Here is a 20,537-nt window from a genome sequence, read left to right as displayed (position 1 = left end):
GGACCGGACCGGAGCTGACCTCCCTGGCCGGGGTGGTTGACGTGATCGACCGGGCCGATGCCGGGCCGCCGCGGATGACCGACCCCGATCCGCACCACCAGCCGGCTGAGGTCAGCGCCGTCGGACGCGGTGCAGCCGGAACGGCTTACGGGCTGCCCGAACCACCGCCGCCGGGCGAGGCGGCTGGGCCAGCGACGTGGTGGGGAGTGCCGAGCCGGCCAGCGGATCGCCGGCGGGAACGAGGCGGTTGAGCGCGCAACCGGCCGTTCCCCAGCGGGTCACGAGGTCGGCAGCCGAGCCCGGTGCGTTCAACCGCTTCGCCGCGACCAACGGCGCGCTGGTCTCCCAGTCTTCGGTGCCGGGCAGCAACCGGGTCACTTCCGCGGGCCAGGTGACGATCCGTCCGCCGTGATCACCCCGCAGCGTGACCTCCGCCCGCGTCGCGTCGGCGAGCCCGGGAGCGGTCTGCTCGCCCGGCCCGCTGACCACGAGGAGCGCGCCCTCCAGGGGGACACACCAGAGCGCAGACGCCGGGCCGTCGGCGACGCCGACCCAGGCGATGGCCGCCTTCTTCAACGCCTCGTCGACCAGAAGGTTGCTGCGTCGTACCGCGTCAGTCACCCCCGCATCCTCCCGTACCCACGGCAGGTCTGCACCCACGGTCGGGGGTTGACGCAGATCCGGTCGCCGCCGGGTCAGCGAAGACACCGCCCGCGCCGCTCAGCCGACGAACGGCGGGATCACAATCTCGCCCCGGGCCACCGGTGCCACCCCGCCGGCGACGGTAGCGCCGAGGGCAGCCCCGTCGGCCGCGGTAACCGTGCAGGCCAACGAGGACGGCCGACGAATCTCGCTGCCCTGACGGACGGTGTACGCGGATCGGCCCACACCGGGTAGCAGACCTGTGGCCACCAACCACACCCCCAGCCCCAGGGCGGCCGACCCGGTCGCCGGATCCTCCGGCACACCCAACCCGGGGACGAAGACCCGGGTGTGCGTGGTCCGCGACTCGGCATCCCAGGAGAAGACCACGACGTGCTCCACTCCGTACCGCTGCGCTGCCCCCGGATTCAGCTGGGCGCGTGGCACCGCGTGTGGATGGACCGGTAGGTACGGGAATTCCAGGCCGCAGCCGGCCACCCGGGGCGCCGGGCCGGTCTGGTCGGCCTCGGAGAGGCCGACCATCTCCAGCAACGGCCCCGGATCCAGTTCGGGGCCGAGAGTCGGTGTACCTCCGGTCAGCGTCGCGCCGGTCGCGGTCACCTCGATCGGCAGCACACCGGCGCCGCACTCCTGCCGTACCCGGCCGGCGGCGAAGAGACCACGCCGGCTGGCGGTGGCCGCCGCGCCGACACTCGGATGGCCGGCGAACGGCAACTCGTCAACCGGGGTGAAGATTCGCGCCCGATAGGTGGCGTCGGCCCGGGTGGGTGGGAGCACGAACACCGTCTCGGAAAGGTTGAACTCCAGTGCGAGCGCCTGCATCTGCTCCGTGGCCAGCCCGTCGGCCCCGAACACCACCGCCAGGGGGTTACCGGCAAAGGGGCGATCGGTGAAGACGTCCACGATCTCGTAGGCCAGGGTCGACATGCTGATAAACAATAGGCGCTTAGGCTGGTTTCCGTGAGTACGCCGACCCGGGTCTACATCGCCCGGCTCGCTGGCGTCGCCGTCTACGACCCCAACGGTGACCAGGTGGGCCGGGTACGCGACGCGGTAGCTCGGCTACGGGCCACGAAGCACCCGCCGGAGGTGGTCGGGCTGGTCGCCGAGATGCCGATGCGGCGGCGGATCTTCCTCTCGATCAACCGGATCACCTCGATCGATTCGGGCGCTGTGGTCCTCGGCACCGGCACCCTCAACCTGCGCCGTTTCGAGAAGCGCCCGAACGAGCTGCTCGTCCTCCAGGAGCTGCTCGACCGACGGGTGCAGATCCACCCGGAGGGGGTGGCCGGCGTCGTGGTGGATGTCGCGATGGAGGCGACCCGCGACGAGTGGACGTTGACCCGGGTCGCCGTCCGCGAACACACCGGCCGACTCACCCGCCGCGGCAACCTGCACCAGATCGAGTGGGATCGGGTCCGCGGGCTGAGCGGGATCGCCGACAACCGGGGTACCGCCAACCTGCTGGCGGTCCTGGATGAGATGCGCCCCGCGGACCTGGCGAACGCCCTACAGGACCTACCCGACGAACGGCGCAACGAGATCGCTGCCGCCTTTGACGACGAGCGGCTGGCCAACGTACTCAGTGAGTTGCCGGAGCACGACCAGGTGGAGGTTCTGGCCGCCCTGGGCCGAGAGCGGGCCGCGGACGTGCTCGAGCAGATGGACCCGGACGACGCCGCCGACCTGCTCGGCGCGCTACCGCCACCGGAGCAGGATGTCCTGCTCGACCTGATGGAGCCGGACGAGGCCGATCCCGTACGCCAGCTCCTCAAGTACACGCCGGGCACGGCCGGCTCGGTGATGACCTCCGAGCCGGTGATTCTGCCCCCAGATGCCACGGTCGCCGAGGCGCTGGCCCGAATACGCGAGCCCCAGCTCTCCCCCGCGGTGGCCGCCCAGGTCTTCGTCGCCCGGGCGCCGATGACCACACCGACCGGCCGTTACCTCGGAATCGTGCACTTCCAACGGCTGCTGAGGGAGCCGCCGGCCGACCTGTTGGGTGGGGTGGTGGTCAACGACATCGATCCGCTGCGGCCGGTCACCCCGCTACCTGAGATCACCCGTCGGATGGCCACCTACGACCTGGTCGCCATGCCGGTGATCGACCGCAGCAGCCGGTTGGTGGGCGCGGTGACCGTGGACGACGTACTGGACCATCTGTTGCCTCGGGACTGGCGGGACCGGGACGCCCGGCCGTCCGCTCCCGTGGCCACCACCGAAGCGTCGGACAGCGCGGATGGTTGAGCGGCGGCGGCCGGAGCGGCTGGAGCGGCTGGACCAGCCACGCGAGGTCCGGCGACTCCAGCTGCCCCGGTTCGATCCGGAGGCCTTCGGCCGGTGGTCGGAGGCGATCGCCCGGAGGATGGGTACGGCCCACTTCATCGTCTACATGACGGTGGTTATCGCCACCTGGCTCGTCTGGAACACGCTCGCCCCCGCCCATCTGCGGTTCGACCCGTACACCTTCACGTTCCTGACCCTGATGTTGTCGTTGCAGGCGAGCTACGCGGCGCCGCTGATCCTGCTCGCCCAGAACCGCCAGGCGGACCGGGACCGGCTGGCGCTGGAGGAGGACCGACGTCGGGCGACCGCCCAAAAGGCCGACACCGAATACCTGGCCCGGGAGATCGCCGCGCTACGCAACGCGATGGGCGAGGTCGCCACCCGCGACTTCCTCCGCTCCGAGCTGGCCCGGCTCGCCGAGGAACTGGACGACGCCGCCCAACGCCGGCAACGCCGGCAACACCGGGCCGCGGGGTGGCCGGCCGGCGGGGACGGGCTCGACGAACCCCAGGACGAGATGGAGACCGACTCGGTCGGCGAAGGGCGTCCCGCCCCCGGGAACAGGTGACCGCCGCCGGTGCCCACCGGCAGCGGTCCTCCGGGAGCGGGTGGTGGCGGCAGACCCGTCAGTGATCGATTCGCTCACACCACTGCCGCCCAGGGCGGTGCCCCCCTGTCGCCGACGTAGCATTGCCATCATGTCTGCACCCGCCAGTACCGTCTCCGACGCGATTCAGGCCGCCCTGGCCACTGTTAACGACCCGGAGATCCGCCGCCCCATCACGGAGTTGGGCATGGTCCGCTCCGCGACGATCGGCGACGACGGTGTGGTTCAGGTTGAGCTGCTGCTCACCGTCGCCGGCTGCCCGCTGAAGGAGAAGCTGCGCTCGGACATCACGGCCGCCGTCGGCGCGGTGCCGGGGGTGGCAGGGGTAGAGATCGAGTTCGGCGTGATGAGCCCCGAGCAGCGCAAGGAACTCCAGACCACGCTACGCGGCGGCGGGACCGACCAGGAGCCGGTGATCCCGTTCGCCCAGCCCGGCTCCCGCACCCGGGTGTACGCGGTGGCCAGCGGCAAGGGCGGGGTCGGCAAGTCCAGCGTGACGGTCAACCTGGCAGCGGCGCTGGCCGCCCGGGGGCTCTCCGTCGGGGTGGTCGACGCGGACATCTACGGCCACTCGGTGCCGCGGATGCTCGGGGCCGAGGGGCGGCCTACCCGCGTCGAAGACATGATCATGCCGCCTGAGTCGCACGGCGTGAAGGTCATCTCGATCGGAATGTTCACCCCCGGCAACGCCGCCGTGGTGTGGCGCGGCCCGATGCTGCACCGGGCACTGCAGCAGTTCCTCGCCGACGTGTACTGGGGCGACCTGGACGTGCTCCTGCTCGATCTGCCCCCGGGCACCGGTGACGTGGCGATCTCCCTGGCGCAGCTGCTACCCAACGCCGAGATCCTTGTGGTCACCACACCGCAGGCCGCCGCCGCCGAGGTGGCAGAGCGGGCCGGCGCGATCGCGTTGCAGACCCACCAGCGGGTGGTCGGTGTCATCGAGAACATGTCGTGGCTGGAGCTGCCGGACGGCACCCGGATGGAGGTCTTCGGGGCCGGCGGTGGCCAGTCGGTCGCCGATTCGCTGACGGAGGCCATCGGAGCGCAGGTGCCGCTGCTTGGTCAGATCCCGCTCGACACCCGCGTCCGCGAGGCCGGCGACGAGGGCAACCCAGTCGTGCTCGCCGAGCCGGCCTCCCCCGCCGCCGCGGCGCTGGGCCAGGTCGCCGACCGGCTCGCGGTACGACGCGAGTCGCTGCTCGGTAAACCGCTGGGCCTCAAGCCGGCCGGCAACTAGGTAGCTGGACTCAACCCGGTCGAGCCGTTCGGCCACACTCCCCCGGACCTCGTGCTGGATCCGCCGTTCAGGTGGTCAGGCGAGCATGCAGGTCGCTGACCTCGGTCTCGGAGAGGCCGTTCGCAAGGAGAAAGTCGGGCATCGTCAGGTCAACGATCGTCGAGCTCAACGATGCCTCGATGGTGGTGTTCCGCGTCGCCAGGAACTCGGTCACCGCGGTGCGTTGATCACGGTAACCGAGTTCGGCGTATCGCTGGCGCATGCGCTCGTAGGAGAGCAGGTAGTCGGCGACGATCTCCTCCGGCGTCGCCTCGGCCACGGTCAACAACACCAGCGCGAGCAGCCCGGTCCGGTCCTTACCGCCGGAGCAGTGAAACAACACGCAGCCTGGCGCAGCGGCACTGATCGCCCGTACGGCGGCTATCACCCGCTCCGACTGCTCGGCCAGCATCGCCGGGTAGTACAGCGGTGAGGCCAGGTTGTCGATCTTCTCCCAGTGCTCGTAGAAGGGTGTGCCGACCGGTTCGAGCGGCACCCGTACCGTCGTGATCCCCGCTGGTCTGGGTGCGCTGTCCTGCCCGTACTCGTCGGTGTTGCGCAGATCGACGACGGTGCGCACCCCGTAGGACCAGGCCGCCGCCCAGCCCGCCGCGCTCAGGCGGTTCGGCTCCTCCATCCGGACCACCGCACCTGGCCGCACCCGCCCAAGCCCACCCAGATCACGGGCGTTGACACAGCCATCCCAGGAGAGCTCCCTGCCCCGGGCCGCAGTCGGGTGATCCCCGCCGGTGCCCGCGAACAGCATCGGTCCACAATCGATGCTTGCCATGCCCCGGCACGATAGTTCGGCCCCGCAAGCAAGCCCCGGCTCGGCGCCGGTCAGGTCGCGTCGTCGTAGCTGACCCGAGGAACGGGCGCGGGCGATGCACCGCCGGTCGCCTTACCCGGACGGCTTGCCGGGTCAACGGCGGTGGCGACGTCCTTCAGCTCCTCGTGCACGCTGGCGACATCGGCCCGCAGGTTGTCGTAGACCCCCTGCAACGGCTTCCGGATCGCCGCCTCATCCTCCTCGCTGAGCAGATGCTTGCGAACGAATGCCTTCGGATGCAGGTCCTGGAGCTGAATGTCGGTGCCCAGTTCCCGGCTCAGGTCAGTGGTGGCGTTGGTCGCCATCCGGCGCAGGTTACGCACCATCCGCAGACCGTCACTGATGACCGCGGGTAGCCGGTCACCGAAGATCAGCAGCGCCAGGAGCAGCAGCGCACCGATCTCCCACCAGTTCAGGTTGTCGAACACCGCACGATCCTCCCTTCGGCGTCAGCGCAAGCCTACGCACGTCACAGGCTAGCCCGGCAGGGGGCCGAGGGGCCTACTTCGCATCCGCTGCCAAGGTTACCGAGGCGTTCCGCCGCGATGTGCCACGCCGGTACTCCACCACCACCACGGACCCGGGTGCGAACTTGCGGACCAGGGCGATCAGGTCGGTCGGCTCGTTCGTCGGCCTCCCGTCGAGCGTGACGACGACGTCACCCGCCCGCAGCCCCGCGCCGGCCGCCGGACCGGACGACTCGACCGAGACCAGTCGCACTCCCACCCCGACACCCGCACCCCCGCCGCCCACCTGGGCGCCGATCACCGTGCGACGGGCCTTGCCGGTGCCGATGATGTCCTGGGTGATCCGCTTGGCCTGGTTGATCGGAATCGCGAAGGCGAGCCCGATGTTACCGGCCTCCTGTCCGCCGGCGACCAGCGACTTGATCGTGGAGTTGACCCCGATCACCCGTCCGGCCCCGTCCACCAGAGGACCGCCGGAGTTGCCGTGGTTGACCGCCGCGTCGGTCTGGATCGCCGCGTAGTAGCGGGTGGGGCCGCCCGGCTCGCCCGCCTGCATCGTCCGGTCGAGGGCGCTGATGATGCCGGCGGTGACCGTGTTGGCCAGGGAGAGCGGCGACCCGATGGCCAACACCGGATCACCCACCGCGAGCGCTTCCGAGTCACCGAACGCCACCGGGCGGAGCCCCTCCTTCGCGACCTTGATGACCGCGATGTCCGACTCCGGATCCTGGCCGACGAGGGCGGCCGGAGCCACGCTACCGTCATTGAAGATCACCATTGCCTGCCCGGTCGCGCCCGCCACCACGTGGTCGTTGGTAATCACATGGCCGTCGGTGGTGGCGATGAAGCCGGAGCCCTCACTCGTCCCGTCGGGGCCCGCCACCCGAACCGTGACCACACTCGGCAGCACCCGCTCGGCCACGCCGGCGAGCGACTCCGGCCTGCGCTGGGCCAGCTCCGGCGGCTGGATCGGGGCCCCGCCGAGGACCGGGGTGGTACCGCCCCGGATTGCGAACGCGTAACCGAGCGCGCCCCCCAACGCACCGGCGAGCAGCGCCGTGACCAACGAAATGATCAACAGGTGCCGCACTGCGGGACGGGCCGACGAATCCGGGTCGGTGACCCGCTCCGGCTCGATGCCGGGAACCGACGCGGCGGGCACGACCACCGCCGCCGATGCCATCGGATCCCGCCACGGGTCGGCCAACGCGTCCGACCACCAGGGTGATCCTGGGCCGCCCGGCGGAGGCGCCGACGACGAGCCCGCCGCTGTGGCACCCGTCCCGGGCGGGCGCCAGTCCCAGCCGTCGGTCACGTCGCTGCCTCCCACTCGTCCCAGGCCCCATCCGCGCCAACCACGCTCGACCAGTCACGCTCGAACGAACACCGCCTCCAGGATTGCACGGAAGCCGCGGGTGGAGTCACGCCTGCCGACTGTGATCGTCGATGCTGGGACGCCCGGCTGCGCCCCGTGCACATCGCCTCTAGGCTCACAGTGCCCCACTCACCCCTGAAGGGCGTGTTCCGATCGTGCTGCCGCAGCACCCGGAACCCGCTCCGACCCGAACGCCGTCCGGAGGTGCCCCATCGCCACGGTCGCCAATTCCGGCTCTTCAGCCCAGGCTCTACAGCTCGCCGAGTCATACGTGACCGAGGATCTCGTACTGCGCACCGCCCGCACGCTCGCCCACGAGGTCGGCCTCGAGGCGGTGACCCCCGGTGCGGGTGCGGCCCTGCGGCTGCTGGCCGCCGCGGGCAACGCACGCGCGGTGGTAGAGATCGGCACCGGCACCGGTGTCAGCGGTGTCTGGCTGCTGCGCGGCATGCGCCCCGACGGAGTGCTGACCACGATCGACGGTGAGATCGAGCATCAGCGCATCGCCCGCCGGGTCTTCACCGAGGCCGGCTTCCCCTCCGGCCGAAGCCGGATCATTACCGGTCGGGCGCTGGACGTCCTGCCACGCCTCGCCGACGGTGCATACGACCTGGTGTTCGTCGACACCGAGGCAACTGGCTTGGCCTCCTGCGTGGAGGCCGCCCACCGGCTACTCCGACCGGGTGGAGTGCTCGCCCTCAACGGCGTCCTGGCCGACGGCCGGATAGCCGACCCCGCCGCCCGGGACGTGGAGACGGTGACCACCCGGGAGACGATCAAGGCAATCCGGGAGTCCGAGTACTGGATTCCCGCCCTACTCCCGGTCGGCCACGGACTACTCACCGCGGTGCGCTGCTAGGCGACCGGACGCCGGTGGTCCGCCGGAGCTCCGGCGGACCACCGGAACTCCAGCAGGGCGGGCAGGTCGCCACACCGACCCGGAGCGGATCGACCCGGGTCAGCCGAGCGTGTCCAGCCAGCGCAGGAGCGAACGGACTCCCCAGCCGGTGGCGCCCGGGGTCAACTCCGCGTCCCCCCCTTCCGTCCAGGACGGCGCCGACATGTCGACATGCACCCATCGGTCCCGCAGCTCGCCGAGGAACTCGCGCAGGTACAGTGCCGCCACCACCGACCCGGCTCCCTGGTCAGGCGCGCTGTACAGATCGGCGAGATCGCTGCTCAGGTAGTCGACGTAGTCGGTCGGGAGCGGCATCCGCCACGCCGCTTCACCGGCCGCGTCGACCGCCGCCAACAGGTCCCCGGCGAGGCGGTCGTCCTCGCTGTACAGGGCGGCGGTCCGCTTGCCCAGCGCCACCGCGTTCGCACCGGTCAGCGTGGCCAGATCGACGAGCAGGTCGGGCTGGTGTTCCCGTACGGCGTAGGCGAGCGCATCGGCGAGGACCAGCCGGCCCTCGGCATCGGAGTTGGTGGTTTCACTGGTCGCGCCGCCGTAGTGACGGATGACGTCGCCCGGCCGGAACGCGGCGCCGCTGACCATGTTCTCGGCGAGTGGGGCGAGGGTGGTGACCCGGACCGGCAACCGCAGCATGGCCGCCCCCAACGTGGCTGCCACCACCGCCGCCGCACCGCCCATGTCCTTACGCATGAGCTTCATGCCGGCCCGGGGCTTGATCGAGATTCCCCCGGTGTCAAAGGTGATCCCCTTGCCGACCAGCACGACGTGCATCCGCGCCCCGGCCGGTCGCCAGTCCAGCTCAACCAGACGGGGACCGTTGGCGGAGCCGGCGCCCACCGCGATGATCCCGCCAAAGCCCGCGGCGGCCAGCTCATCCGGTTCCCGGACCCGCAGGTGCAGGTCGGGGACACCGGCCGCGGCGTCGGCCACCTGCCCGGCGAACCATTCCGGGTTCTTCACCGACGAGGGCATGTTCACCAGGTCGCGGGCGAGTCGGGTCATCTCCGCGGTGGTGCGGGCGCTTGCGACGACGTCGACGTAGTCCGCCGGATCCTGCGCCACCAGGTCAACCGCGGAAAGAGCGGGTGCGGCCCGGTCGGCGCCGAGCCGGAACCGGTACGACGCCAGCAGCAGCCCTTCCACCAGCCCCCGTACAGCCGCCGGGGTGGCAGTCGCCGGTAGCAGGAGCGTGACGTGCTCCGTACCGGCCGCCGTTCGGGCGAGGGCGGCCCCGGCCCTCCGCCAGGCCGCCTCGTCACCGGCCCCGATGCCGAACGGAAGCAGCCGGGCCGGCACCCGTCCGGGTCGGACCTGGGTCCAGGTCTGGCCGGCATCACCACCCAGTTGTGCGACCGGCACCAGCGCAGCGAGTTCGTCGGCGACACCGTCCGGCAGTACCGCCGCGACGGGCACCGGCTGAGCCGACGGTTCCGCCTCGGCGGCAGGTCGGACGGGCAGGGCCAGGACATCGAGCCGCTCAGGCTCGGCGAGTAGACGGATGGCGAGCACGCGACGCCGTACCTTCCAGGAGAAGCCTGCGGAGTGACCTCCGCAGGACAGGGAAAATTCCGCAAAGCGGCTGCCGGGGGCGCCACGACGGGTCGGTTGACGACCGGCGGTGGCCGCCCCGAGTCCCAGGCGGCCACCGCCGCGCTGTCCCGCTTCAGCACGCCTACGGCCACCGGCGAGCGAACGCCGGTGGATCAGGAGGCGGTTGGACCGTCCACGCAAGGCGCGGACGGTCCGTACTCAGCCGGCAGCCGCCCTCAGCGCGTCACCGAGCGCGTTGGCCTCGTCCGGAGTCATCTCGACGACGAGCCGGCCACCGCCCTCCAGCGGGACTCGCATGACGATGCCCCGGCCCTCCTTGGTGACTTCCAGCGGACCGTCGCCCGTCCGCGGCTTCATCGCCGCCATGTTGTCTCCCCTCAGACCTGAACCAGGGTCGGTGGGTTGCCCCACAGCCACTTCGCCACGACCACCCGCAACCTTCACCGGGGTGTCGACCAACGATTTTCCCTGATGAACACCGCCGGACCCAAACCGAGGCAGTATTGATGTAACAGAACCTAGCTTATCCCGAGAAGGCCTGTCACAATGTGCGGTCATGCAGGCACGGTCGGCACTCTTCGACCTGTACGGTGACCACCTCCGGCCCCGAGGTGGCCGGGCGCAGGTCGCTGCCCTGGTCAAGCTGCTGGCACCACTGGGCATCGCACCGCCAGCAGTACGGACGGCGGTCTCCCGGATGGTGCGCCAGGGCTGGCTCGAACCCCTCCGGATGGCCACCGGACCCGGTTACTCGATCACCCCGAAAGCCGCACGCCGGTTGGACGAGGCGGCCACGCGGATCTACCGCACCGGCAAAACCGGCTGGGACGGGCGCTTCGACCTGCTCGTCGTGGCGGCACCGGCCGCCCGCCGGGAACGGCAGCGCCTCGCCGCGAACCTGAGCTTCCTCGGCTACGGCATGCTCGACGAGTGCACGTGGGTGGCCACCCGACCGGGCGAGGACGTTGACCTGCTCCTCGACGAAGCGGGGGTGCGCTACGAGCGGTTCACCGCGGCGCACGCGGCCGGCACGCCGGGAGCGATGGGCGTCGTCCGCCGCGCCTGGGACCTGGCCGAGATCGGCCAGGCATACGAACAATTCGTCGCCGAGCAGCGGGCGCTGCTTGCCGGGGTCACCGTACGCAGTCCCGACGAAGAGGCGTACGCCGCCCGATTCCGGCTCGTACACGCCTGGCGTACCTTCCTGTTCCGGGACCCGCAGCTGCCGCCGGCGCTGCTACCCGAGCGCTGGCCGGGCACCGCCGCGGGCAGCTTCTTCGACCGCCACGCGGCCCGGCTGCGGCCGGCCGCCGACCGCTACGTCGAGGCCTGTCTCGACGCCGGTTACCGCATCATTGGACAGAAGGGTCATTGACACCGTGACCGAGCCACTCCTCATCGACCACACCGACGCCGTCGTCACCCTCACCCTGAACCGGCCCACGGCCATGAACGCGCTCGACGCGGCACTGAAGGAGGCGTTCCGGGACGCCCTGACCGAGTTGGAGAACGACCGGAGCTGCCGAGCGGTGGTGCTGGCCGGGTCGGGGGGTTCGTTCAGCGCCGGTCAGGACCTGCGTGAGCACGTACGGACGCTCGAGTCCAGCGAGGGTAATCCACTGGACACCGTGGGAACGCACTACAACCCGATCGCCGCCCGGCTGGCGGGCCTCCCCAAACCTGTCGTCGCCGCCGTGGGTGGCATGGCCGCCGGGGCGGGCGCGTCGCTGGCCTTCCTCGCCGACATCCGCGTCGGCGGGCCCTCCACCAGCTTTCTCATGGCGTTCGCCAAGGTCGGGCTCGCGGCTGACACCGGCGCCTCCTGGACGCTGCCCCGGCTCGTCGGCCACGCCAAGGCCGTCGAGCTGCTGATGCTCGCCGAGCCGGTACGGGCGGCGGAAGCCCACCAGCTCGGACTGCTCAACCGGCTGGTCGCGACCGACGAGGAGGTGCTGCCGGCCGCGCAGGAGTTGGCCGCCCGGTTGGCGGCTGGCCCGACCATCGCGTACGGGGCGATCAAACGGCAGCTCTCCATCGCGGACGCCGGCACCCTCGCCGACGCCCTGGCCGCCGAGGCGCAGGCCCAGTCGATCTGCGGTGCCACCACCGACCACCGGTCAGCCACCATGGCCTTCGTCGCCAAGGAGAAGCCGGTCTTCGAGGGTCGCTGACGACGCGCCGGGGGGCGGAGTGCCCCCCGGTCAGTCGTCCTCCTCCGGATCCTGGTTGGCCTCCTCGCCGAGGACGAACGCCTGCATGGCCAGCTCGTTACCGGACGGCCAGACGAATGCGGGTAGCTCGCGGGGGCCCAGCTCCTGCACGTAGGCCCAGAACTCCCGGACCGCCTCCGCCGGTGACACGGCCTCGATCGGCAGGTTGAGACTGACCATCCAGGACTGCCGTGGCGGGGGCGGGCCGAGCTGGTCGGCCAGCGCCTGGAACGCCGTCGGGTCCAGCGGGGTGACCGGCCCCTCGACCGTCAGGGCATCGGCCGACACCGGGGTGTCGAAAGACCGTCGGGTGTACGTGATCACCAGCCGTGGCTCGACCCGCTCCGCGGGCGGTTCCTCCGGACACAGGTCGCCGACGTCGGTGACCCGACCCAGCGCGACCAGCCTCGACGGCGCGTCGGCGAGCACCGCCACCTGGTCGCCGAGGCGCGGCTGACTTCCCTCGGCACCGATCAGCTCGAGCGTGTCGTGGTGGACAAGCCGCTCGGCCTCGTACCGCCCGGGCGGCAGCAGCACGGCCCAGGTGTCCGCGCCGTCGGTACGGGTCGTCCGGTCCGCGGTGTCGGTCGTCATGCAGTCCATCCCATCACGTCGTCATCGAAAGCCGGCCACGTGGCAGCCGACGAGATGGTCGTCGACCATGCCGGTGGCCTGCATCAGCGCGTATGCCGTGGTCGGGCCGACGAACCTGAAGCCCCGCTTCTTCAGCGCCTTCGCCATCGTGGTGGACTCCGCCGTCAGCGCCGGCACCTGCGCGAACGAGGCCGGCCGGGCGCGCCGGGGTGGCGGCGCGAACGACCAGAGCAGGGCGGAGAGCCCGACCGGAAGTTCCAGCGCGACCCGCGCGTTGGAGATCGCCGCCTCGATCTTGGCCCGGTTGCGGACGATGCCGGTGTCGTCGAGGAGCCGGGCCACATCCGCCCCGGAGAAGGCTGCTACCGACTCGATCCGGAACCCGTCGAACGCCTCCCGGAACGCAGCCCGCTTCCGCAGGATGGTCAGCCACGACAGCCCGGACTGGAACGCCTCCAGCGTCATCCGCTCATAGAGGGCGTCGTCGCCATGCAGCGGGCGACCCCACTCGGTGTCGTGGTAGACGGCATAGTCGGGTGTGCCCGCGCCCCAGGCACAGCGGGATGACCCGTCAGCACCAATCACGAGGTCAGCACCCGTCACGAGGTCAGTCACGCGTCAACGCTACGACACTCCACCGACGCCCCGGCCACGACCGGCCGTAGCCGGGCCTGCGGGTCAGGGCAGGCGACCCTGCTCCACCCGCCGCCCGAATCGCCGGAGGGCCTGTGTCAGGCCGACCTTCGAACCGGGCCACAGGAAGGGCCACATGACCCGTCCAGCCGCCCCGCCCGGCAGATGGAACCACTCATGCCAGACGACCTGGGTCCGCTCTCCGGCCAGCGGGGTACACCGCAGCACGCCGGGACCACGCAGTAGCTTCCCGCAGTGGACCACGCGCACCTCGTACGGTGCGTCTACCCGGACCACCCGCATCTCGTCGCGGAGTGTGGCCGGCCCGACCGCGGTGACCGCCTCGACCAGGCTGCCCTCGCCGCCGTCCCCCTCGACCACCCGGACCTGGGTGAAGGGGATCCATTCTCCCTGTCGTTCCCAGGAGACGAGCGCCGCGAAGACCCGCTCGGCCGACGCGTCCACGATCACCGCGGCGGAAACCTCGGCGGCCCCTGGCTGCGCCACCTTGCGCAGGTCATCATCGTCCGCGGTGGTCCACTCCTCGGCGCCGCCCCCCGCCGTCACGCCGACTCCGACCGGGCTGTCGAGTCCGCTACGTCCGCCGACTCGCCCCGGGCCTCGTCGCCGGAGCGGGCCTCGGAGTCTGACCGGGCCTCGGAGTCTGACCGGGCCTCGTCGCCGGAGCGGGCCTCGGAGTCTGACCGGGCCTCGGAGTCTGACCGGGCCTCGGAGTCTGACCGGGCCTCGTCGCCGGAGCGGGCCTCGTCCGCTGGCTCGCCAGCGGCCTCGCCGGTGCTCGGCGCGGACCGCTGGATTGCGCCATCGGGCGGGTCGACGGCGGCCGCGGAGTGCGCCTGCTCCCGGGCGCGCAGGAGCGTCTCAGCGTCGGCGCTACGCCCTTCCCGCAACGCGGTGACCTCTGCCTCCAACACCCCGATCAGCTCCGTCTTGTAGCCAATGTCGTATGCCGCCCGACGCATCGCCTGGTCGACCTGAGCCATGCGGTACCCGCGCAACGCAGTGTCGAACCGCACCTGGCCAACATCAGTCTCCCGCAGCGGGCGGGTGCTGGGCAGGGGCACCGCCATCCCGTCCGGCTCAGCCGGCACAAGGCCGGGATCCCGACCGGTGACCAGCACCGCCACACCGAAAACCACCGCCGCGACGGTCAACGCCACGACCAACAGGAGCAGAACCTGACCCATGCACCAGATCGTGGCACGCCGACCGGGGCGGGGCGACCCCACCACCCCGGATAACCGGTGAGCAGACGAATCGACCGCCGGTCCGACCGACTCGATGGTCACCGACTAGCGTCGTGACGGCCGGGAGGTCCGGCGACACCCTCTCGGGAGGCGGGATGGCGGACACACTGCGGCTCGGCCGGCGCACCTTCGGCCCAGGCGAGCTCGGGGTCATGGCGATCATCAACCGCACCCCGGACTCGTTCTTCGATCGGGGCGCGACCTTCGGGCAGGAGAGCGCGCTGCGCGCGGTGGAGCGCGCGGTTGCCGAGGGTGCCGACATCATCGACATCGGCGGGGTCAAGGCCGGCCCCGGTGCCCAGGTAGACGTGGCCGAGGAGATCCGCCGGACCGTGGCCACCATCGCCGCGGTCCGCGCCGCCTTCCCCGACGTGGTCATCTCGATCGACACCTGGCGTGCCGAGGTAGCCGTCGCGGCGGTGGCCGCCGGTGCCGACCTGTTGAACGACACGTGGTCCGGCACCGATCCAGCGCTGGCCCAGGTCGCGGCGGAGACCGGTGCCGGGTTGGTCTGCTCGCACGCGGGCGGACTGACGCCGCGTACCCGGCCGCACCGGGTCGCTTACGACGACGTGCTGGCAGACGTGGTGGCGACCGTAACCGGCCTCGCCGAGCGGGCCGTGTCGCTGGGGGTACGACCCGACGGCATCCTGATCGACCCGGCCCACGACTTCGGTAAGAACACCCACCACTCCTTGGAGCTCACCCGCCGCCTCGACGAACTCGCCGGTACCGGCTGGCCGCTGCTGGTCGCCCTGTCGAACAAGGACTTCGTCGGCGAGGCCCTGGATCTACCGCCCGTCGAACGACTGGAAGGCACGCTCGCCGCCACCGCGATCTCCGCCTGGCTGGGCGCCCGGGTGTTCCGGGCGCACCAGGTCCAGGCGACCCGCCGGGTCCTGGACATGGTGGCCACTATCCGGGGGGACCGCACACCCACGGCCACCCGGCGCGGTCTGGCCTGACGCACCGCCACCGCTCCGAGCCGGCACCGGGGAAGCCGCCACCGCTGCGGACCCGCCCTGGGTGGGGCCGCCACCGTAGGCCCGACTCGGCGTAGCCGAACGGTCGTCAGGTCCAGCGCAGGATGTTCTTCCGCCACGCGTAGAGGATGCCCAGCGCCAGCACCGCCACGAAGATCGCCATCTCCACCACGGTGACCAGCCCATAGCCGCGCCGGTCGAAGATCACAGCCCAGGGAAAGAGAAACACCGCCTCGACTGCGAACAGCACGTACAGGTAGGCGTACACGTAGTAACGGATCTGGGCTTGGGCCCAGTCACCACCCACCGGGTCCAGCCCGCATTCGTAGGCCTCGCGCTTACCGGGTGGCTCGGCGGGGCGGGCCGGGCGCAACACCCGGTTGACGGAGAAGGCCGTCCCGAAGAAGAGAAGGCTGGCGAGGAGCAGGAGCCCGAGCGTCGCGTATGAGCCCAGGTAACCGGTCACGGTGGCTCAGACTACCGGTCTGGCCTACGGCCCGCACCCGTCCGGCCGCGGGGATGACCAAGGGCCGGCCCCTCGTGGGGCCGGCCCTTGGTCGGTTGGTCGGTGGTCAGCTGGTGGAGTAGCCGCGGGTGGCGATCCAGTCCGCGAGGTCTTCGGTGGTGAGCCAGTACTCGGCGGTGTTCGGGTTCGCCGAGTCGGCGATCCTCACCTGGTCGCCGGCGTCGCGGTAGCCGGTGACGGAGATGTAGTGGCCGCCGGCGAAGGAGTGGCTGTCGCCGCTGGTGTCGGTGGCGGTGCCGGCGATGTTGGCCACGACGGCGCGGCCGTCGTCAACGGTGCGGATGATGTCCTCGCGCAGGGTGTCGGTCTGCGTGTCGTCGGCCATCGGGGTGGAGATCTCGACGCTGCGGTACACGTCGGTGCCGGTCTCGGTGTTCAGCACCGGGGTGATGTCGTTGATGGAGTCGGTGCCGGCTTCGGTGGTGCCCATCCGCTCGGCCATCGCGTCAACGTCGATGTCCTTGCCCTGTACGGACAGGGCGTTGCGGGCGGCGGCGGGGCCGCAGTAGTAGAAGTTCGGCTGGGCCTCGTAGTCGACCGGGAGCACGCGGGTGCCGTCGCGCTGGCTCTGCGCGGTGGGCTGCGTGGTGGGGGCGGCGAAGGCGGCGGTCGCGGGGGCGGCGATGGCGCCACCGGTGGCGATCAGGCCAGCAGCGGTCAGGGCGGTCTTGCGAAGGATGTCGGTACGCATGGTGATCGAAGCCTTCCGCTCGGGGGTGCCCGCGAGCGCGGGGGTGCGCCAGCGGGTCAGGAGAGGTGGTTCGATGAGAAATCAGGGGGCCCGGCCCGGTGAGGGGTGCTCCTCGGGCGGCCCGGGGATGTAACCACCGCCGGCCCTGACGCATTCCGGGGTCCGGGGGCGACCGCCGGTGACCGACGGTCTGGCAGGGGTGCGCGTCGGCTGCCCCGCATGGTTACGCCAGGTATAACCGCCCGACCCCGTCAGCGATTCCCCGCCGACGGTGACCCGCGCCACCCGACATGACGTCGCATACCCCCCATTAGAAATGGGGTCTAATACCATTAGATCTACCATATCGGTCATATACCACTCTCTTGCCGGGCTGCGTCGACAGGCGAGCAACACCCCTTCCGCAAACCCATTGCTCATCCGAGGCCCCGCGGGCAACCAACAGGGGGTCGGCGGCGACCCGCAGCCGGCGAGGGCGACGGAGCAACGGTGATCTGGATTACGGCAGGGGGTTGAGAAAGGCAACAAATCGGTCATCTGTTCGCCAAATCCAGTCCCAGTCGGCGGACCTCTCGAGATAGCGACGAGGTGATCCGACGTAGGCTCTCAGGTGAGAAACGACAGCAGGCCGGACAACCACACGAGGTGGGTCACGGCGGCGCGCCGAGGAGGCCATGTGACCGGGCAAGGCGAGGTCAGGAGCGAGTGCGGCGACCCGGGCGACCGCGCCGACCGAAGCGAGGTGCGGTCGTGACCAAGAAAATCCGCCAACTGGACCGCGTGGTCATCCGCTTCGCCGGGGATTCCGGCGACGGGATGCAGCTCACCGGTGACCGATTCACCTCCGAAACCGCCCAACTCGGCAACGACATCTCCACGCTGCCCAACTTCCCCGCGGAGATCCGCGCGCCCGCCGGGACGCTACCCGGGGTGTCGAGCTTCCAGGTGCACTTCGCCGACTATGACATCCTCACCCCCGGCGACTCGCCCAACGTCCTGGTCGCGATGAACCCGGCCGCGCTCAAGGCCAACCTCGCCGATCTGCCACGCGGGGCCGACATCATCGTCAACACCGACGAGTTCACCCGACGTAACCTGACCAAAGTCGGCTACCAGACCAACCCACTCGAGGACGACTCACTCGCGGGCTACACGGTGCACCCGGTGGCGTTGACCTCGATGACCGTCGGCGCGCTCGCCGACCACGAGGTGTCCAAGAAGGACGCCGAGCGGGCCAAGAACATGTTCGCGCTGGGCCTGCTGAGCTGGATGTACTCCCGGCCGTACGAGTCGACCCTGCGGTTCCTGGAGCGCAAGTTCGCGGCCCGGCCGGAGCTGGTCGAGGCCAACGTCGCGGCGTTCAAGGCCGGCTGGAACTTCGGCGAGACGACCGAGGACTTCGCGGTCCGGTACGAGGTCAAGCCGGCGAAAATGCAGCCCGGGACCTATCGGAACATCACCGGCAACATGGCGCTGTCGCTCGGCCTGGTGGCTGCCGGAGTCCGCTCCGAGCTGCTGGTCTTCCTCGGCGCCTACCCGATCACCCCAGCGTCGGACATCCTGCACGAGCTGAGCAAACACAAGCGTTTCGGCGTACTCACCATGCAGGCCGAGGACGAGATCGCGGCGATCGGTGCGGCACTGGGCGCCTCGTACGGCGGGGCGCTCGGCGTCACCACCACCAGCGGCCCCGGCGTCGCGCTCAAGGGCGAGACCATCTCCCTCGCGGTGGCCCTGGAGCTGCCGCTGGTCATCGTGGACGTGCAGCGGGCCGGGCCGTCAACCGGTATGCCGACCAAGACCGAGCAGGCCGACCTGAACATGGCCCTCTTCGGCCGACACGGCGAGGCGCCGGTGGCGGTGCTCGCGCCAAAATCCCCGGCCGACTGCTTCTACGCGGCGTTGGAGGCGGCCCGGATCGCGCTGACCTACCGCACGCCGGTGATCCTCCTCTCCGACAACTACGTCGCCAACGGCTCGGAGCCGTGGCTGCTCCCCGACGTCGAGTCCCTGCCCGACCTGCGAGTCGACTTCGCCACCCGGCCCAACGGCGAGGACGGTGCCACCTTCCTGCCCTACCTGCGGGACCCGGAGACCCTGGCCCGGCCGTGGGCTGTCCCCGGCACACCCGGCCTGGAGCACCGCATCGGCGGACTGGAGAAGGCCGACAAGACCGGCGACATCTCGTACGACCCGGCCAACCACGACCTCATGGTGCGGACCCGCGCCGCCCGGATCGAGGCCATCCCGGTGCCCGACCTTGAGGTCGAGGACCCGGACGGTGACGCTCAGGTGCTGGTGCTCGGCTGGGGATCCACGTACGGGCCGATCGGCGCGGCCTGCCGGGGCCTCCGCCAACGCGGGCTCTCCGTCGCCCAGGCACACCTGCGGCACCTCGCCCCGATGCCGGCGAACCTCGGCGAGGTGCTGCGCTCCTACGAACGGGTGGTCATCCCCGAGATGAACCTCGGTCAGCTCGCCCACGTGATCCGCGCCCGGTACCTGGTCGACGCGATCGGCTACAACCAGGTACACGGCCTGCCGTTCACCGCCAACGAGCTGGAGACGATGCTGGAAGAGGTCCTGAAGAATGTCTGAGCCCGTCGCCCTCAAGCTCACCGCCAAGGACTTCAAGTCCAACCAGGAGGTGCGGTGGTGCCCCGGCTGCGGTGACTACGCGATCCTCGCCGCCGTCCAGAGCTTCATGCCGGAGCTGAACATTCCCCGCGAGCGAATCGTCTTCGTCTCCGGTATCGGTTGCTCGTCGCGTTTCCCGTACTACATGAACACGTACGGGATACACTCGATTCACGGCCGCGCTCCAGCGATCGCCACCGGGCTCTCCGCCACCCGCCCCGACCTCTCCGTCTGGGTGGTCACCGGCGACGGCGACGCGTTGTCGATCGGCGGCAACCATTTGATCCACGCGCTGCGGCGTAACGTCAACCTGAAGATCCTGCTGTTCAACAACCGGATCTACGGCCTGACCAAGGGGCAGTACTCCCCCACCTCCGAGGTTGGCAAGGTCACCAAGTCGACCCCGGTCGGCTCGGCGGACGCACCGTTCAACCCGCTCTCGCTCGCGCTGGGCGCCGAGGCCACGTTTGTGGCCCGCACCATCGACTCCGACCGCAAGCACCTGCAGTCGGTGCTTCGGGCCGCCGCCGAGCACGAGGGCTCCGCGTTCGTGGAGATCTACCAGAACTGCAACATCTTCAACGACGGCGCCTTCGAACAACTCAAGGGGCCCGCCACCCGCGACGACGCGCTGATCCGGCTGGAGCACAACCAACCGATCACGTTCGGCCGGGACGGGCAGTTCTGCGTCGTACACCCGCCCGGCGGCTTCGGCCTGGAGGTCCGCGATACCGCTGCCACCGCGGCGGAGGAGATCGTGATCCACGACGCCACCGTCGCCGATCCGGCGTACGCGTTCGCCCTGTCCCGGCTGCCGGGTCTGGACCTGCGCAACACCCCGATCGGCGTGTTCCGTTCGGTGCGGCGGCCGTCGTACGACAGCGTCGTGCAGGAGCAGCTCGACGCCGCCCGGGCAACGGTGACCGAGACTCGGGAGCAACAGTTCGCCGGCCTGTTGCACAGCGGCGACACCTGGACGATCAACTGAGCCGCACGCTGGCGCCCGCGCACGTCGGGTAGCC

21 protein-coding genes and 1 pseudogene are annotated in these 20,537 nt (G+C 70.7%); 9 read left to right on the top strand and 13 right to left on the bottom strand.

From position 1 onward, the window contains the following. Window positions 1-111: 111 nt before the first annotated feature. Window positions 112-621 carry a hypothetical protein gene (locus tag STROP_RS25515; protein ID WP_028564026.1) on the bottom strand — a complete coding sequence of 170 codons (510 nt, stop codon included), beginning with the start codon at window positions 619-621 and terminating at the stop codon, window positions 112-114. A 99-nt stretch (window positions 622-720) separates the two neighbouring features. After that, on the bottom strand, window positions 721-1,590 hold the full coding sequence (locus STROP_RS03630) for a PhzF family phenazine biosynthesis protein (protein WP_011904629.1): 870 nt from the start codon (window positions 1,588-1,590) through the stop codon (window positions 721-723). A 33-nt stretch (window positions 1,591-1,623) separates the two neighbouring features. Between STROP_RS03630 and STROP_RS03625 the strand changes: the two genes are divergently transcribed. From STROP_RS03625 to STROP_RS03615, 3 genes are all read left to right on the top strand, one after another. Then, complete coding sequence (locus STROP_RS03625; protein ID WP_011904628.1) at window positions 1,624-2,910, top strand: magnesium transporter MgtE N-terminal domain-containing protein; 1,287 nt, start codon at window positions 1,624-1,626, stop codon at window positions 2,908-2,910. Next, a complete protein-coding gene (locus STROP_RS03620) occupies window positions 2,903-3,517 on the top strand; it encodes a DUF1003 domain-containing protein (protein WP_011904627.1) in 615 nt (204 codons plus the stop codon). Before STROP_RS03625 ends, STROP_RS03620 begins: the two co-directional genes overlap by 8 nt. Window positions 3,518-3,647: 130 nt before the next feature. Further along, window positions 3,648-4,796 (top strand): Mrp/NBP35 family ATP-binding protein, encoded by a 1,149-nt coding sequence (locus STROP_RS03615; protein WP_026274830.1) that lies wholly within the window; start codon window positions 3,648-3,650, stop codon window positions 4,794-4,796. Between the two features lie 67 nt (window positions 4,797-4,863). On the opposite strand, the gene STROP_RS03610 is transcribed toward STROP_RS03615, so the two are convergent. The 3 genes from STROP_RS03610 to STROP_RS03600 form a co-directional block, all read right to left on the bottom strand. Next, complete coding sequence (locus STROP_RS03610) at window positions 4,864-5,625, bottom strand: tyrosine-protein phosphatase (protein ID WP_011904625.1); 762 nt, start codon at window positions 5,623-5,625, stop codon at window positions 4,864-4,866. Window positions 5,626-5,675: 50 nt separating this feature from the next. Then, window positions 5,676-6,092, bottom strand: coding sequence for a twin-arginine translocase TatA/TatE family subunit (locus tag STROP_RS03605; RefSeq protein WP_011904624.1), 417 nt, complete (start codon window positions 6,090-6,092; stop codon window positions 5,676-5,678). A gap of 73 nt (window positions 6,093-6,165) precedes the next feature. Then, window positions 6,166-7,446, bottom strand: a complete 1,281-nt coding sequence (locus tag STROP_RS03600) for a S1C family serine protease (protein ID WP_011904623.1) — start codon at window positions 7,444-7,446, stop codon at window positions 6,166-6,168. A 331-nt stretch (window positions 7,447-7,777) separates the two neighbouring features. Between STROP_RS03600 and STROP_RS03590 the strand changes: the two genes are divergently transcribed. Beyond that, complete coding sequence (locus STROP_RS03590; protein WP_011904622.1) at window positions 7,778-8,365, top strand: O-methyltransferase; 588 nt, start codon at window positions 7,778-7,780, stop codon at window positions 8,363-8,365. A 99-nt stretch (window positions 8,366-8,464) separates the two neighbouring features. Here STROP_RS03590 and STROP_RS03585 read toward each other — a convergent pair whose 3' ends face one another. After that, on the bottom strand, window positions 8,465-9,931 hold the full coding sequence (locus STROP_RS03585; protein ID WP_011904621.1) for a leucyl aminopeptidase family protein: 1,467 nt from the start codon (window positions 9,929-9,931) through the stop codon (window positions 8,465-8,467). Window positions 9,932-10,171: 240 nt separating this feature from the next. After that, window positions 10,172-10,339 carry a DUF3117 domain-containing protein gene (locus STROP_RS23595; RefSeq protein ID WP_011904620.1) on the bottom strand — a complete coding sequence of 56 codons (168 nt, stop codon included), beginning with the start codon at window positions 10,337-10,339 and terminating at the stop codon, window positions 10,172-10,174. A 190-nt stretch (window positions 10,340-10,529) separates the two neighbouring features. Between STROP_RS23595 and STROP_RS03580 the strand changes: the two genes are divergently transcribed. Together STROP_RS03580 and STROP_RS03575 are read left to right on the top strand one after the other, a co-directional pair. Then, window positions 10,530-11,348: a PaaX family transcriptional regulator gene (locus STROP_RS03580; protein WP_011904619.1), complete on the top strand. Its 819-nt coding sequence runs from the start codon at window positions 10,530-10,532 to the stop codon at window positions 11,346-11,348. Between the two features lie 4 nt (window positions 11,349-11,352). Continuing rightward, entirely contained in the window at window positions 11,353-12,144 is a 792-nt protein-coding gene (locus STROP_RS03575; RefSeq protein WP_011904618.1) for an enoyl-CoA hydratase-related protein, read from the top strand. A gap of 30 nt (window positions 12,145-12,174) precedes the next feature. On the opposite strand, the gene STROP_RS03570 is transcribed toward STROP_RS03575, so the two are convergent. The 4 genes and pseudogenes from STROP_RS03570 to STROP_RS03555 form a co-directional block, all read right to left on the bottom strand. Continuing rightward, on the bottom strand, window positions 12,175-12,777 hold the full coding sequence (locus STROP_RS03570; protein ID WP_011904617.1) for a hypothetical protein: 603 nt from the start codon (window positions 12,775-12,777) through the stop codon (window positions 12,175-12,177). Next, window positions 12,774-13,380: pseudogene (locus tag STROP_RS03565) on the bottom strand (DNA-3-methyladenine glycosylase I). Before STROP_RS03565 ends, STROP_RS03570 begins: the two are co-directional and overlap by 4 nt. A 75-nt stretch (window positions 13,381-13,455) precedes the next feature. Then, the gene (locus tag STROP_RS03560) at window positions 13,456-13,977 is read right to left on the bottom strand and encodes an SRPBCC family protein (protein ID WP_011904615.1); all 522 of its coding nucleotides are present in this window, start codon (window positions 13,975-13,977) and stop codon (window positions 13,456-13,458) included. After that, window positions 13,974-14,618 carry a DivIVA domain-containing protein gene (locus tag STROP_RS03555; protein ID WP_011904614.1) on the bottom strand — a complete coding sequence of 215 codons (645 nt, stop codon included), beginning with the start codon at window positions 14,616-14,618 and terminating at the stop codon, window positions 13,974-13,976. Before STROP_RS03555 ends, STROP_RS03560 begins: the two co-directional genes overlap by 4 nt. A 155-nt stretch (window positions 14,619-14,773) precedes the next feature. Between STROP_RS03555 and folP the strand changes: the two genes are divergently transcribed. Beyond that, window positions 14,774-15,643 carry a dihydropteroate synthase gene (gene folP, locus STROP_RS03550; RefSeq protein WP_011904613.1) on the top strand — a complete coding sequence of 290 codons (870 nt, stop codon included), beginning with the start codon at window positions 14,774-14,776 and terminating at the stop codon, window positions 15,641-15,643. A 106-nt stretch (window positions 15,644-15,749) separates the two neighbouring features. Here folP and ndhC read toward each other — a convergent pair whose 3' ends face one another. Together ndhC and STROP_RS03540 are read right to left on the bottom strand one after the other, a co-directional pair. Next, entirely contained in the window at window positions 15,750-16,127 is a 378-nt protein-coding gene (gene ndhC, locus STROP_RS03545) for an NADH-quinone oxidoreductase subunit A (protein WP_011904612.1), read from the bottom strand. Between the two features lie 106 nt (window positions 16,128-16,233). Beyond that, window positions 16,234-16,878 (bottom strand): C39 family peptidase, encoded by a 645-nt coding sequence (locus STROP_RS03540; protein WP_012014637.1) that lies wholly within the window; start codon window positions 16,876-16,878, stop codon window positions 16,234-16,236. A 750-nt stretch (window positions 16,879-17,628) separates the two neighbouring features. Between STROP_RS03540 and STROP_RS03535 the strand changes: the two genes are divergently transcribed. Together STROP_RS03535 and STROP_RS03530 are read left to right on the top strand one after the other, a co-directional pair. After that, on the top strand, window positions 17,629-19,476 hold the full coding sequence (locus tag STROP_RS03535) for a 2-oxoacid:acceptor oxidoreductase subunit alpha (protein WP_026275401.1): 1,848 nt from the start codon (window positions 17,629-17,631) through the stop codon (window positions 19,474-19,476). Next, entirely contained in the window at window positions 19,469-20,503 is a 1,035-nt protein-coding gene (locus STROP_RS03530) for a 2-oxoacid:ferredoxin oxidoreductase subunit beta (protein WP_011904609.1), read from the top strand. The genes STROP_RS03535 and STROP_RS03530 overlap by 8 nt, the downstream gene beginning before the upstream one ends. The last annotated feature ends 34 nt before the right edge of the window (window positions 20,504-20,537 follow it).

Source organism: Salinispora tropica CNB-440 (genome assembly GCF_000016425.1).
Lineage (GTDB): Bacteria > Actinomycetota > Actinomycetes > Mycobacteriales > Micromonosporaceae > Micromonospora > Micromonospora tropica.
This window is presented reverse-complemented; position numbering and strand designations above follow the sequence as displayed.

What these genes read in the sequence shown, in the direction of transcription:
- STROP_RS23595 (WP_011904620.1), bottom strand. Translation starts at nt 10,339, where the DNA reads ATGGCGGCGATGAAGCCGCGGACGGGCGACGGTCCGCTGGAAGTCACC.
- STROP_RS03570 (WP_011904617.1), bottom strand. Translation starts at nt 12,777, where the DNA reads ATGACGACCGACACCGCGGACCGGACGACCCGTACCGACGGCGCGGAC.
- folP (WP_011904613.1), top strand. Translation starts at nt 14,774, where the DNA reads ATGGCGGACACACTGCGGCTCGGCCGGCGCACCTTCGGCCCAGGCGAG.
- STROP_RS03630 (WP_011904629.1), bottom strand. Translation starts at nt 1,590, where the DNA reads ATGTCGACCCTGGCCTACGAGATCGTGGACGTCTTCACCGATCGCCCC.
- STROP_RS03580 (WP_011904619.1), top strand. Translation starts at nt 10,530, where the DNA reads ATGCAGGCACGGTCGGCACTCTTCGACCTGTACGGTGACCACCTCCGG.
- STROP_RS03555 (WP_011904614.1), bottom strand. Translation starts at nt 14,618, where the DNA reads ATGGGTCAGGTTCTGCTCCTGTTGGTCGTGGCGTTGACCGTCGCGGCG.
- STROP_RS03530 (WP_011904609.1), top strand. Translation starts at nt 19,469, where the DNA reads ATGTCTGAGCCCGTCGCCCTCAAGCTCACCGCCAAGGACTTCAAGTCC.
- STROP_RS03620 (WP_011904627.1), top strand. Translation starts at nt 2,903, where the DNA reads ATGGTTGAGCGGCGGCGGCCGGAGCGGCTGGAGCGGCTGGACCAGCCA.
- STROP_RS03615 (WP_026274830.1), top strand. Translation starts at nt 3,648, where the DNA reads ATGTCTGCACCCGCCAGTACCGTCTCCGACGCGATTCAGGCCGCCCTG.
- STROP_RS03610 (WP_011904625.1), bottom strand. Translation starts at nt 5,625, where the DNA reads ATGGCAAGCATCGATTGTGGACCGATGCTGTTCGCGGGCACCGGCGGG.
- STROP_RS03540 (WP_012014637.1), bottom strand. Translation starts at nt 16,878, where the DNA reads ATGCGTACCGACATCCTTCGCAAGACCGCCCTGACCGCTGCTGGCCTG.